The sequence below is a fragment of the Litorivita sp. NS0012-18 genome, assembly GCF_040371945.1.
In the GTDB taxonomy this organism is placed as follows: Bacteria; Pseudomonadota; Alphaproteobacteria; order Rhodobacterales; family Rhodobacteraceae; genus Litorivita.
This window is the reverse complement of record NZ_BAABWS010000001.1, coordinates 373,251-385,986: the sequence shown is the minus strand read 5'-3', so window position 1 is coordinate 385,986 and position 12,736 is coordinate 373,251. Positions and strand designations below refer to the sequence as shown.

Genomic DNA, 12,736 nt, shown 5'->3' with positions numbered 1-12,736 from the left:
GCACCGGCGGCAAAGCACCGCACGGGGCAGTGAGGCGAAAAATGGCGGATATCCGTGTGACGGGCGCAATGCGCGCGCCCCAACAGGCAAAACCCTTCGATCCATCCCAGCATCCGGCCTATGCGCGCCCTGCGCCTGTTACCGCACGCGGGCGGGAAAACGCCCCGCAAGAGGCCCCGCAACCGCAACCCGCGCCGGTTTACGGCGCCGATGCGGGGTTGCATCACGCGGGGCAATACCGCGCTGCCGCGCCGCATAGCCCCGCGCAGCCGCCACAGGCCGATCTCTACGCGCAGCCCGATATGCAGCCCTACGCCGATCCCCATGCGCCGCAGGCCCAAACGCATCCCCAAGCTCAGGCCCAAGCTCAGGCCCACGCCCCGCGCGTGACCGCAGGCTATTTCGCGCCGCAAGCCCAGATTGACGCGCAGGAGCAGTATGCGCCCACTCACGACGCGCAGGAGCACCAAGCGCAGGACTATTATGCGCAGGGCCAATACGCCCAAGCGCAGGGCGCGGCGCAAAGCGGCGGCGCATCGGCGGGGATTGCCTCGGCCTTGCTCGCCTCGGCCCGTATGCCCACGGCAGCAGGGGCGCAGCGCGCGGCCAATATGGCCGGTGCAGCGATCTCGCTGGCTTTGGTTCTGGGGCTTGGGATTTGGGGCTACAAGCTTTTGGCGCGTGATGTCTCGGGCGTGCCGGTGATCCGCGCCGCCGCAGGGCCGATGCGTGTTGCGCCCGAAAACCCTGGCGGGCAACCGGCGGATTATCAAGGTTTTGCCGTTAATCAGGTCGCTGCCGAAGGCGCGGCCGCGAAACCGGCGGACCGTTTGGTTCTGGCGCCACGGCCGGTGGATTTGACCGCCGAGGATACCCCCGCCGCGGCGGGCGCCGAGGCCAGCACCATGAGCGCACCGGCGCGGGCGCGCCAGATCGATATTTCCGCAGGCGGTGCCGAATTGCCCCAAGGCAAATTGGCCGATATCCAAGCTTTGGCCGCGCAACTGGCCGCCGGATCGCCGAAAATGGACGAGGCCGCACCGATCAAAGTCGCGGCGAGCGCACCGAATGTGACCGGCGCGGCCTCTGCGCCTGCGCCCGCACCTGCCGCCGCGCTCATTGAGGCCGCCGCTGCGGCCAAACCCAAATCCGGCCTTGCGCGTTCCTTGCGCCCGCAGGTGCGGCCCGCCGGATTGAAGAAAGCCTCGGTCAGCGGCGCGGTGGAGGCGGCGCTCAAATCCGCCTCGCGCGCCGGAGAGATCGATGCGGCCAGCCTGCCCGTGGGCACGCGTCTGGCGCAGCTTGGCACATTCGACACCGCCGATGGCGCACGCGCCGGATGGCACAAGCTGGACGCGCGGTTTGGTGAGCTTTTGGAAGGCAAATCCTTGGTCGTGCAGCAAGCGCAAAGCGGCGGGCGGGTGTTCTACCGCCTGCGCGCGCATGGGTTCGGCGACATCAACGAGGCGCGCCGTTTCTGCGCGGCCTTTGTGTCCGAAGGGGTCGAATGTTTTCCGGTGGCGACACGATGAGCCGCTTCGGAGCGACGATTTTCGGCTGCTCCGGCCTGCGTTTGACCAGCGCCGAAAAAGCCTTCTTTAAATCCGCCGATCCTTTCGGCTTTATCCTTTTTGCGCGCAACATCGACAGCGCCGCGCAAATCCGTGCCCTATGCGCCGAATTGCGCGACTGTGTGGGCCGCGAGGCGATGATCACCATCGACCAAGAGGGCGGGCGCGTGCAGCGTTTGCGCCCGCCGCTGGCCTCGCAATGGCAGCCGCCGCTTGAACATATCGGCGCCGCAGGTGCCGAGGCGGCGGCGCGGGCGATGTATCTGCGCTATGCGATCATTGCCGCAGAATTGCGCGCGCTCGGGATCGACAGCAATTGCGCCCCGATGGTGGATGTGGCCGAAGAGGGCACCCATTCCTTTCTCAAGAACCGCTGCTACGGCTTTGATGCGCAAAGCATTTCGCGCATTGGTGCCGCCGTGGCGCAGGCCCATCTGGACGGCGGGGTCTTGCCCATCGTCAAACATATACCCGGACACGGGCGCGCCCGCGCCGACAGCCATCTCGAATTGCCCACCGTTTCGGCCAGCGCCGAAGACCTCATGCGCGTCGATTTCGCGCCTTTCAAGGCGCTCAACCACCTGCCTTTGGGGATGACGGCGCATCTGGTCTATGCGGCGGTGGATGCCATGCCCGCGACGCTTTCGCCGCGGATGATGGAGGTGATCCGCAAGGACATCGGGTTCGGCGGTTTGATCATGACCGACGATATTTCGATGAAGGCGCTCAGCGGCCCCTTGGGGGGGCTTTCGCGCGCCGCTTTGGCCGCCGGATGCGATGTGATTTTGCATTGCAACGGCGAGATGGACGAAATGCGCGAGGTGGCCGAGGCCGCGGGCCATATGGGCACCGCTGCACAGGCGCGCGCCGATGCGGCGCTGTTGATGCGCAAAACGCCCGATCCTGTTGACATTTCGGCCCTCAACGCCCAGCTTGAAGCGCTTATTGGTGGGCGCTTACACGGCTGAGGGTGAATGGCAGGTTCGGGGTTATTTGACGCACAGGATCAAGAGACGCAGGACCGCGTCGCCGAGCGGCTGGCCGCCGAGGCGCTGATCGTTGATGTCGACGGGTTCGAGGGGCCGCTTGACGTGCTTTTGACCCTGTCGCGCACCCAAAAAGTCGATCTGCGCAAAATCTCGGTGCTGCATCTGGCGCAGCAATATCTCGCATTTGTCGAGCGCGCCAAACATCTGCGCCTTGAGCTGGCGGCGGATTATCTGGTGATGGCGGCGTGGCTGGCGTTTTTGAAATCGCGGCTGTTGCTGCCGCCCGACCCCGCCGACGAGGGGCCGTCGGGCGAGGAACTGGCCGCGCATCTGGCGTTCCAATTGGAGCGGCTTCAAGGGATGCGCGACGTGGCGGCGCGGCTGATGGCGCGCGATCAAAAGGGGCGCGATTTCTTTGTGCGCGGCGTGCCCGAAGGGGTGGAGCGGGTCAAACGCGTGACCTATACGGCGACGCTTTTGGACCTGATGCAGGCCTATGCGCGCATCCGCACCAAGGACGAATTTCGCCCCTTCGTCATGGACCGCGACAGCGTTTACACGATGGAAGAGGCGCTTGGCCGGATGCGCGGATTGATCGGATTTGCGGGCGATTGGACCGATATCAGCACCTATCTGCCTGAAGGCTGGGACGGCGATCCGGTCAAACGCCGCTCGGCCACGGCCTCGACCTTTGCGGCCTCGCTCGAACTGGTCAAAGAGGGCAAGGCCGAGATCCGCCAAGAGGAGACATTCGCGCCGGTGCAGGTGCGGCGCAAGGATTAAGATCATGAGCGAAGATATTGAAACCACCGAAGAAACGCGCGAAGAGAGCCTGTTTGAAGCGCCCCCCATGGCCGAGCAGGAGCGGATGATCGAGGCGATCTTGTTTGCCACGGCCGAACCGGTCAGCTTGCGCGAGATGGAAGCAAGGATGCCGCATGGGTCGGACCCCAAAGAGGCCTTGGTTTACCTGACCAAACGCTATGAGGGGCGCGGCGTGCATGTGGTGCGCGTTGGCGAGGCCTATGCGATGCGCACAGCGCCGGACCTCGGGTTCTTGATGCAAAAAGAGACGGTCGAGACCCGCAAGCTGAGCCGCGCCGCGATCGAGACCTTGGCGATCATCGCCTATCATCAACCCTGCACCCGCGCCGAGATCGAGGAAATCCGCGGGGTGTCGGTCAGCCGCGGCACGATCGACCAGTTGATCGAGATGGAATGGATCCGCTTTGGCCGCCGCCGCATGACGCCAGGCCGTCCCGTGACCTTTGTGGTGACCGAGAGCTTCCTTGACCACTTCGGCCTTGAAAACGCACGCGATTTGCCAGGGCTGAAGGAATTGCGCGCCGCCGGATTGCTCGAAAGCCGCCCTGCGCCGATGGGGCTGGATACCGGCGAGGAGGAAGAGGACGAGGACGGCGATCAGGTCGATATGTTCGACGCGCCGATCCTTGATGACGACGAGGTGATCGACGCGGAGGACGGGCTTTTGTCCTAGGGTGCCCCGCGCGCCTGCCGCGAGGACGGCACATGGCTGCCGTGAAATGGGCGGGTTTTATGCTATACTGCGCGGGCGCGAGCAGTGAAATAAACGATGAGGGTGTCGAGATGAACGTCAATCAAGTGATCAATATGGTGATGCGCCAAGTCATGCGCCGCCTTGTGAACAAAGGCATGGGGATGGGCATGGACCGCGTCTCGCGCATGGGCGGCAAGGATGCGCCGCCCGCTGCGGATGGGGCGCGCAAGGCGCAAAACAAGGGCGCGGCGGGCAATACCGGCCAACGGATGCGCCAAGCCAACCGTTTGATCCGCCGGATCGGCCGCTTTTAGGGCGCCAAGACCTTTATGCGCAATGCGCTGCCGCTCTCTTGCCCGTTGAAGGGCGGAGCGGGGCTTTCGGTTCGATGCGGGCCAGAGTTTGCGAAAGCGCGAATTGCAAAAACCGATTTTGCAAACATGGCAAGGCAGCCAATGCGCATCGCGATGCGTAACGGGCGCCTTGGCATCACGCAGGTCCGAGCAGGCGCGTGCATGAGCCTGCGGGCCGAAGTTAAGTCGTAGAAAACGCTCAAATCTTTACACCATATTAACCCTGATGACACAGGCTGCATTTATTATTTCTGTTCCTATCCACGATGTGTCGTCTATGTTTTCATTCTTTCCATCGAACGGCTGGGGCAACCCAGTGTGCAATGCAAGGTTTTACCGGAAGGTATACCTATGCCAGGGATGAAATATGTAGACCTCAGCGCAACGGCGGAAGACGATCCACGGCTGAGCGCGGGCGCGATTACCTATAGCTATGTTGGCGTGGCACATCGCTCACGCGTATTTCTGACCGGTTTCGCGATTTTGGTCGGGATGTTTGTGCTTGGGGGCTATGTGATGGAGGCACAGTTTCACAAGCCTTTCCATGCGCTTCCCGGAACGCATCCGTTGACTGCGGTCATGGTATTATTGTTGGCGACAAGCCTTGTCATGCACCGCTTGCTCGAACCGATCAGTATCGTGCGGCGCGGGATCTTGCTCGCGGTGGTTTGTTTGAGCAGCCTGCGCCTGATCGAGATCCAATCGGGCAGCATCCATCATCCGCTGAGCGCGGCAATGGCCCGTTGGCTTGCGCCCTATTCGGATATGAGCGGGATCGAGACCGGAGCCAATACGGCCATGTGTTTGGGGCTTATGGCCTTGTCGGGGCTGCTTTTGTCGCGCGCGCCGCGGCTCGCGCTTTGGGCCGCGGTGCTGGCGGGGTTCATTTCTTTGCTCGGGGCCACGGGCTATGCGTTCCGCTTGGATGTCTTGTTTGGGGCTATGTCGCCTGTCACTGTTGCCTGTCTGGTGCCGCTGGCCTTGGCGACGATGACCCTCTATGCACATCGGCGGATTTTCCGCATCGTGCTCAGCGATACGCCGGTCGGGTTCGTGGCCCGCTGTCAAATCGGCTTCAGCAGCTTTTTGATGGTTCTCGTCGCGGCTGCGCAGGTCGGCGACAAATTCGCCTCGGCGACGATGCAGAACCTGTTTCTCGCTCTGGTGCTTTGGTTGATCGGGGCTATGAATGTGATCACCGCCGGAATTTATGACCGTATTGACCGGCGCCGCCGAAAGGTCGAACGCGATCTGGTAATTGCGGCGCTGCATGATTCCCTGACAGGCGCGGCCAACCGGCACGGGTTGGAGCTTTATTTTTCCGGCCTTGAACGCGAGTTGGAGGTTGGGGTGCTGCTTATTGATCTGGACCATTTCAAATTGGTCAATGACCGCTACGGGCATAAGGCGGGTGATCGGATTCTGGCCACGGTGAGCACGGCATTGCGCGGGCGTTTGCGCGAACGGGATGTTTTGGCGCGTTGGGGCGGCGAAGAGTTTTTGGTCGTCCTCTATAACGTTGACATCGAAGGGCTTGCCACGGTGGCCGAGAAATTGCGTTTGATCATCCAAGATATGGTTGATCCCCTTGGCGAGGTAGAGCATTTCACCGCTTCGATCGGGGCGACCTTGATGGGGCGCGGCGAGAGGGCATTGGAACCTGCCGTCGCGCGCGCCGACCGCGCGCTCTATTGGTCCAAAGATATGGGGCGCAACCGCGTGACCTTGTGGCGGGATTTGCCGGTGCCGGCCCGTGAGGCGGCGCGCGCGCTCAAGGATGATATCACCAGAGCCAAACCGGATGTCTCGCTTACGGGGACTTGAAGTGTTTGGACAGTTTCAAGCCTTGGCCTTGATAGTTTGACGCAATGCCGGTGCCGTAAAGCTGTGCCGGTCGCTGCGCCATTTTCTCATAAACCAGCCGCCCGACCACTTGGCCATGCTCCAAAACGAAAGGCGCTTCATGGCAGCGCACTTCGAGAACGCCGCGCGATCCGGCGCCGCCTGCGGGGCTATAGCCGAAACCAGGGTCGAAGAACCCCGCATAATGCACGCGAAACTCGCCCACCATGGCCAGATAGGGCGCCATTTCGGCGGCATATTCGGGCGGGATGCAAACCGCCTCGCGGCTGACGAGGATATAAAACGCCCCCGGATCAAGGATCACGCGGCCTTCGGTGCTGCGCACTTCTTCCCAATATTCGGCCGGATCATAAACGCCGATCCGCTCCAGATCGATCACGCCGGCATGGGGTTTGGCGCGGTAGCCGACCAGATCGCCCTGCGCCGGTTTGAGATCGACCGAAAAGCCAAGCCCCTCGTCGATCACCGCCTCGCCGTCCACCAAAGGCATTTGCGCATGTAAGGCGCGCAGGGCGGCGTCATCGACGATGGCTTGCCCGTCGCGAAAACGGATCTGGTTGAGCCGCATACCCGGGCGGACAAGAACCGAAAAACTGCGCGGGCAAATTTCGGCGTAGAGCGGGCCGGAGTAGCCTTGCGCGATACGGTCGAATTCGGTGCCGCTGTCGGTGATCAGGCGGGTGAGAAGATCAAGCCGACCTGTGGAGCTTTTGGCATTGGCCACGGCCTGCAACCCTTCGGGCAGATCGAGGCTTTCCATCAAGGGCACCACATAGACACAGCCCTTTTCGAGCACCGCGCCATGGGTCAGGTCGACCTGATGCATCTCGAATTCGCCAAGGCGCTGCGCGACGCTGCGCCCTTCGCCAGCCAGAAACGAGGCGCGCACACGCCATGCGCGGGTGCCCAGACGCAGGTCAAGGCTCGCCGGTTGCACCTGCGCGGGGTCGATGGCGGGATTGCCTTTGAGCGCCCCTTGGTCGATCAAGCTTTGGATTTGCTGGCTTGCCAATACGCCGGTCATCGCGGGTCTCCTCGCTGCGGGTGGGTGGCCGCCTCTGGATATGAAAATCGCCCGGGCCACAAGGGCCACGGGCGGTTTGTCATGGTCGGGCTAGCAGGACTCGAACCTGCGACCTTCCGTCCCCCAGACGGACGCGCTACCAGGCTGCGCCATAGCCCGACGATGGAGGCTTCATAATGGTTTTGCGGGCAGGAGCAAGAGGGAAAAACCAATTTCTCGATTACTCTTGCGCTTGATGGTCGATGCGGGCGGCCAAGGCCGCAAGACGGTCGCGCAGCGGCGCGATTTGCGAGGCCGTCGCGGCGTCGATCGGGCCGCTGATTTGCGCCAGTTGCGTGAGCAGACCTGCCGGCGCGTCGATCTCATCGGCCGGATCGCTGGGCACATCCACGGCGAGAACAGGCGCGGCGGCAGGGGCAGGATCAGCAGCCGGAGCGTCAGCGACGGCGTCAGGCGCGTCAGCGGGCGTATCAGCGGCTGCGCCAAGCTCCGGCGCCTCATCAAGCGGGGCAATCTCACTGGGCTCTTCGGCGGCTGCGGGTTCGATTTCGGGCTCAAATTCGGGCGCGGCTTGCGGCTGCGGATCGACCTGCGGCGCGGCGATCTGCGGCTCTGCATCGGGCAGGGGCGAATCAAGCGCCGCCTCTTGCGGCTCGTCCTCGGGCGGTGCGGCAAAAAGATCGGCCTGCTCCGCGGGGGCATCCATCATGGGTGCGGGGTCTGGCGCGCGCAGCGGCTCGGGCTCGGGGTCCGGCTCGCCTGTTGCGGGCGGCTCTCCTGCGTCGGCCGGAGGCTCGGGTGCACTGCTTTCAAATGGCAAGACCTGCGCGGGGGCAGTGTCGGCGGCAGGGGTGTCAAGCGCGATCTGCGCCTCTTCGACGGTCTCGGGGCTCGCGTCGGGCGCAGCGTCCGCGGCGGTTTCAAAAGCAGGCTCGGGCGCAGCTTCCTCCGCCACGGGGTCGTCCGAAACGTCAGGGACTGGCTCAGGCGCGATCTCCTGCGCCGCAGGTTCGTCGGCTGCGGCGGGCATGTGCAGCGCAAGCGGCGGGGCGGCGGCAGGGGGCTGCTCGGGGGCAGGGGCGGCTGGCGCGGGCTCCGCCGCCTTGGCGCTGTCGGGCATCGGCCAGCCGGACACCTCATTGACCGCCGCGTTCACCGCCGTCTCGCCGCTTTCCGCCATCTGTGCGGCGGTCAGCTCATCGAGCGGCTGCGACATTGCCGCGACATGTTTAATGCCTTGTTCTTTCAGGGTTTTTTGAACGCCTTTGATGGTCAGCCCATCTTCGTGCAGCAGCTTTTTGATGCCGCCGAGCAACTCCATATCGGCAGGGCGATAATAGCGCCGCCCACCGGCGCGTTTGACCGGTTTGACCTGACTGAACTTGCTTTCCCAAAATCGCAGGACATGCGCAGGCGTGTCCAGCCATTCGGCCACCTCGCTGATGGTGCGGAACGCGCCGGCGCTCTTGGTCATCCCAAGCAGCCCCTAGCGTTTGTTGCCGGAAGCGACGCGATCTTTCATCAAGTGCGACGGGCGGAACGTCAGCACGCGGCGCGGGTTGATCGGCACTTCCTCGCCGGTCTTGGGGTTGCGCCCGATACGGGCGGCTTTTTCGCGCACGGAGAATGTGCCGAAGGAGGAGATTTTCACCTGCTCGCCTTTGACCAAAGCATCCGACATATGTTCGAGAAGGCTCTCGACCAATTGCGCGCTATCATTGCGGGAAAGTCCGACCTCACGAAACACAGCTTCGCTCAGGTCCATGCGGGTTAACGTTTTTTCACTCATTCCATCCCCCTCGGATTTTTCCAACCATAGGGCGATTGGATTTTCCGAGTCAATATCAACGACTTGGAAGCAGGGGTTTATGTGCGAAAAGATGCTGTTTATGCGCGGGGCGCGGCCTGTGCCTGTGGAAAAGCCGGTTGAGCGGGCGGCTTTACCAGCGCAGAGCCACCGATCCCCACGCCAAACCGCCGCCGATGGCCTCGGCGACCAGAAGATCGCCGCGTTTGATTTGCCCGCGCGCGACACCCACCGCAAGGGCCAAGGGGATCGAGGCGGCAGAGGTATTGCCGTGGTCCTGCACGGTGACCACGACTTTTTCCATCGGCAGGCCCATCTTTTTGGCGGTGCCTTGGATGATGCGGATGTTGGCTTGATGCGGGACGATCCAATCGACATCGGTCTCGGTCAATCCGGCCTTTTCCAAGGTGCGATGCGCCGTGGAGGTCAGTTTTTCCACCGCTTGGCGGAAGAGGGGATTGCCCTGCATGCGCAGCTTGCCGGAGGTGCCGGTGCTGCTCACGCCGCCATCGACGTAGAGCATCTCGCGAAAGCGCCCGTCGGAATTGAGATCGGTGGCCAGAATGCCTTGGTCGGCAGGGGTGCCTGCGGTGTCGGCGGCCTCAAGGATCAAGGCGCCCGCGCCATCGCCGAAGAGGACGCAGGTGGCGCGGTCTTCCCAATCCATGATGCGGCTGAAGGTTTCGGCGCCGATGACCAAAACGCGGTCGGCTTGGCCCGAAACGATCAAGGCATTGGCATTGGAGAGCGCGAAAATGAACCCCGCGCAGACCGCTTGCACGTCAAAGCCGTAGCCGCGGGTCATGCCGATTTTTTCTTGCACCATCGTGGCGACGGACGGGAAGGTCAGGTCCGGCGTCGAGGTGGCGACGATAATGGCGTCGATGTCGTCGGCGACCATCCCCGCATCGGCCAAAGCCGCACGCGCCGCATGGGCGGCCAGATCAGAGGTGGTTTCGCCCTCGGCGGCGAAATGGCGCCGCTCGATGCCCGAACGGGTGCGAATCCATTCATCCGAAGTGTCGAGGGAATTTTCAAACTCGCTATTGGGAACAACACGTTCGGGCAGGTAATGCCCGATACCTTTGGCAACGGCGCGTTTGATCATTTTATTATGTTCCGTTCTGGCTGGCCGTATCGGCGCTTTTTTGTGCATCTTGGGGCAGGGCCGTGGCGGATGCAACCCGCGCGGCGAGTTTATCGGAAAACCCCGAGCGCGCCAGTTGGAAGGCCAGTTTCACCGCCGCCGAAACGCCCATCGCATCGGCCGATCCATGCGATTTGACCACCGTGCCGTTCAGGCCCAAGAACACACCGCCATTGACGCGGCGCGGATCGATGCGCTTTTTCAGGCGCTGCATCGAGGTATAGGCCAAAACCGCCGCCAGCCGCGACAGGGGCGAGAATTTGAACGCCGCCTTGAGCAGATCACCGATCAGGCTGGCCGTGCCTTCGCCTGTTTTGAGCGCCACATTGCCGGTGAACCCGTCGGTGACGATCACGTCGCATTTATCACCCGGAATATCGCCGCCTTCGACAAAACCGACGAATTCGATATTGGCGCGCTCGGCGACCTCCGAGATCAGATCATGGGCCTCTTTAAGCTCGGCGCGGCCCTTGTGCTCTTCGGTGCCGACATTGAGCAGGCCGACGCGCGGACGCTCCAACCCCATGCCGTTGCGCGCATAGGACGAACCCATCATCGCATATTGCAACAGGTCCTGCGCATCGGCGCGGATATCGGCGCCGACGTCGAGCATGACGTTAAAGCCTTGGGGATTGCGCGAGGGCCACAAGATCGCGATGGCGGGGCGGTTGACGCCCGGCAATTTGCGCAACCGCACCATCGACAGCGCCATCAGCGCGCCGGTGTTGCCGCAAGAGACACAGACCGTTGCCTCGCCCGCGCGCACCGCATCGACGGCGGACCACATCGAGGTGCCCTTGCCGTGGCGCATCACTTGAGAGGGCTTGTCGTCCATCGTGACCACATCGGCGGCATCGCGAATCTCGACGCGGCCCGCGAGCGGTTTGCGTTTGGCGACAAGTTTTTCGAGCGTGTCTTTGGGCCCGTGCAGCAAAAAGGCGATCTGCGCGTTCTTCTTGGCCGAACGAGAAATGCCGGCGACAACTGCCGCCGGCCCACGGTCGCCGCCCATGGCGTCAACCGAGATAATGATTTTCTGGTCGCTGGCACGCGCGTCCGCAGGGATATTATCCTTAAGAGCGGTCATAGCGGCGCCAGTCCCTTCGGGCGATTATGCCGCGTCGTCGTCCAGATCAATCTCGTCTGCCATCGCGATGACTTCGCGATCGGCGTAGTTGCCGCAGGAGGGGCAAACATGGTGCGGGCGCTTGAGCTCGCCGCACGACGGGCATTCGTTGGGGTTTGCCGCAACCAATGCGTCATGTGCGCGGCGGTTGTTGCGGCGCGATTTCGATACTTTGTTCTGCTGGACAGCCATGTCGCAACCCTTAGATTTTTGGGGGCCGCATGGCCCAGTTTCACAGGTGTTGGCGGCTCATAATCTGTCACGAGAGCCAAGTCCAACCCTAAATTCGGATGAGGCCGCGAAAATACTGCGAAATCGTCATTGTGCAAGAGATTCTTTTGCGCTGCGGCGAAGCTGCGCCGCTTAGGGCAAAAGCGGGGGCGCGGGGCGCGGTAAAGGGGCGCGGCCCGACCCTTGGCAATCGCCGCGCCGGTCGATGCGGCCAGCGCCGGCCGTGATCGGCGGCGCGTTTTGTTACGTATCCTCGCCGCCCTCCATTTGGGCCTTGAGCGCGGCAAGACCGGCGAAGGGTTTGGCCTTTTCTTCGGTCAAAGGCTCGGCGCCCTCGGCGGTAAAGACCGCCTCGCCCAGATGCGCGCCGTCCTTGCGCGGGTAGAGCGGCAAGGCCAGCGCCAGCGCCTCGGCCATGACGGCGGCGGGGTCGATCACATCGCCCAAAGGTTCCAGCGTTTCGTCATCGGGCATCTCGATGCCCTCTTCGTCATCCGTCTCGGCGACGAGGGCCTTGTCGAAATCGGGGGAAAAGCGGCGCGCGACATCGGTGTCGATGCGGGTGCTGACGGGCTCCAGCGTGACAACGCAGGGCTGCGTGACCGTCGCGCCAAGCCGCCCCGTGAGCAACCAGTCGCGTTTGCCATCGGCCTGCACCTCGCCTTGAAAGCTCAATTTGCGCAGCCCGCTCAGGCCCAGCTCCTTGGCCAGCGCGGCCATATCCGCGGCGTCGGGCGCGACGTTGAAACGGGTCGGGTGGCTGGATTTGAGCGCCGAGACGCGCAGGGGCGCGCAGGAGGCGGCGGCTTTGCCGGAGCTTGCGGCGGAGGACTTCGGTGAGGCGTCGGGGGACGACTTAGGCGTAGGCATGGCGCGGTGTCCTTCAAGGCTTGGCCGCCCGCAGTGTCGGGCAGGGGCAGGCGGTCATTGTAAATCGCGAGGGCGCGATCAAACGGGGCAATTCGCGCGGCGGGCGCGATCAAAACGGGGCGGATGCGCCTATCTAGGTGAGTGCTGGCCAAGAGACACAAGAAGAAGTATTCTTGAAAGCGCGGCGATCCTTCTGTAAGCGAGATAAAAGCCAGACAGGGCCAAAGCAAGGCCAA

The 12,736-nt window shown here is 63.1% G+C and carries 13 protein-coding genes and 1 tRNA gene; 6 read left to right on the top strand and 8 right to left on the bottom strand.

What is annotated here, in order from left to right; translation table 11 throughout:
• The first annotated feature begins 41 nt into the window (after window positions 1-41).
• From ABWV64_RS01860 to ABWV64_RS01835, 6 genes are all read left to right on the top strand, one after another.
• A complete protein-coding gene (locus ABWV64_RS01860; RefSeq protein WP_353342574.1) occupies window positions 42-1,532 on the top strand; it encodes an SPOR domain-containing protein in 1,491 nt (496 codons plus the stop codon).
• Entirely contained in the window at window positions 1,508-2,539 is a 1,032-nt protein-coding gene (gene nagZ, locus ABWV64_RS01855) for a beta-N-acetylhexosaminidase (protein ID WP_353342573.1), read from the top strand. Before ABWV64_RS01860 ends, nagZ begins: the two co-directional genes overlap by 25 nt.
• 6 nt (window positions 2,540-2,545) lie before the next feature.
• Window positions 2,546-3,343: a segregation and condensation protein A gene (locus tag ABWV64_RS01850; RefSeq protein WP_353342572.1), complete on the top strand. Its 798-nt coding sequence runs from the start codon at window positions 2,546-2,548 to the stop codon at window positions 3,341-3,343.
• Window positions 3,344-3,347: 4 nt separating this feature from the next.
• Window positions 3,348-4,058: an SMC-Scp complex subunit ScpB gene (gene scpB / locus ABWV64_RS01845; protein WP_353342571.1), complete on the top strand. Its 711-nt coding sequence runs from the start codon at window positions 3,348-3,350 to the stop codon at window positions 4,056-4,058.
• 110 nt (window positions 4,059-4,168) lie between these two features.
• The gene (locus ABWV64_RS01840) at window positions 4,169-4,393 is read left to right on the top strand and encodes a hypothetical protein (RefSeq protein ID WP_353342570.1); all 225 of its coding nucleotides are present in this window, start codon (window positions 4,169-4,171) and stop codon (window positions 4,391-4,393) included.
• A 399-nt stretch (window positions 4,394-4,792) separates the two neighbouring features.
• Entirely contained in the window at window positions 4,793-6,256 is a 1,464-nt protein-coding gene (locus ABWV64_RS01835; protein WP_353342569.1) for a GGDEF domain-containing protein, read from the top strand.
• On the opposite strand, the gene ABWV64_RS01830 is transcribed toward ABWV64_RS01835, so the two are convergent.
• The 8 genes from ABWV64_RS01830 to ABWV64_RS01795 form a co-directional block, all read right to left on the bottom strand.
• On the bottom strand, window positions 6,243-7,319 hold the full coding sequence (locus ABWV64_RS01830) for a 2'-deoxycytidine 5'-triphosphate deaminase (RefSeq protein WP_353342567.1): 1,077 nt from the start codon (window positions 7,317-7,319) through the stop codon (window positions 6,243-6,245). The two genes, ABWV64_RS01835 and ABWV64_RS01830, sit on opposite strands and share 14 nt — an antisense overlap.
• An 82-nt stretch (window positions 7,320-7,401) precedes the next feature.
• A tRNA-Pro gene (locus tag ABWV64_RS01825) sits at window positions 7,402-7,478 on the bottom strand.
• A 61-nt stretch (window positions 7,479-7,539) separates the two neighbouring features.
• Window positions 7,540-8,793 carry a MerR family transcriptional regulator gene (locus tag ABWV64_RS01820; RefSeq protein ID WP_353342566.1) on the bottom strand — a complete coding sequence of 418 codons (1,254 nt, stop codon included), beginning with the start codon at window positions 8,791-8,793 and terminating at the stop codon, window positions 7,540-7,542.
• A gap of 12 nt (window positions 8,794-8,805) precedes the next feature.
• A complete protein-coding gene (gene ihfA, locus ABWV64_RS01815) occupies window positions 8,806-9,108 on the bottom strand; it encodes an integration host factor subunit alpha (protein WP_353342565.1) in 303 nt (100 codons plus the stop codon).
• 151 nt (window positions 9,109-9,259) lie between these two features.
• Window positions 9,260-10,234: a beta-ketoacyl-ACP synthase III gene (locus tag ABWV64_RS01810; RefSeq protein WP_353342564.1), complete on the bottom strand. Its 975-nt coding sequence runs from the start codon at window positions 10,232-10,234 to the stop codon at window positions 9,260-9,262.
• Between the two features lie 4 nt (window positions 10,235-10,238).
• Window positions 10,239-11,360: a phosphate acyltransferase PlsX gene (gene plsX / locus ABWV64_RS01805; RefSeq protein WP_353342563.1), complete on the bottom strand. Its 1,122-nt coding sequence runs from the start codon at window positions 11,358-11,360 to the stop codon at window positions 10,239-10,241.
• 24 nt (window positions 11,361-11,384) lie between these two features.
• Complete coding sequence (rpmF, locus tag ABWV64_RS01800) at window positions 11,385-11,591, bottom strand: 50S ribosomal protein L32 (protein WP_353342562.1); 207 nt, start codon at window positions 11,589-11,591, stop codon at window positions 11,385-11,387.
• A 282-nt stretch (window positions 11,592-11,873) separates the two neighbouring features.
• On the bottom strand, window positions 11,874-12,500 hold the full coding sequence (locus ABWV64_RS01795) for a YceD family protein (RefSeq protein ID WP_353342561.1): 627 nt from the start codon (window positions 12,498-12,500) through the stop codon (window positions 11,874-11,876).
• Window positions 12,501-12,736 lie beyond the last annotated feature (236 nt).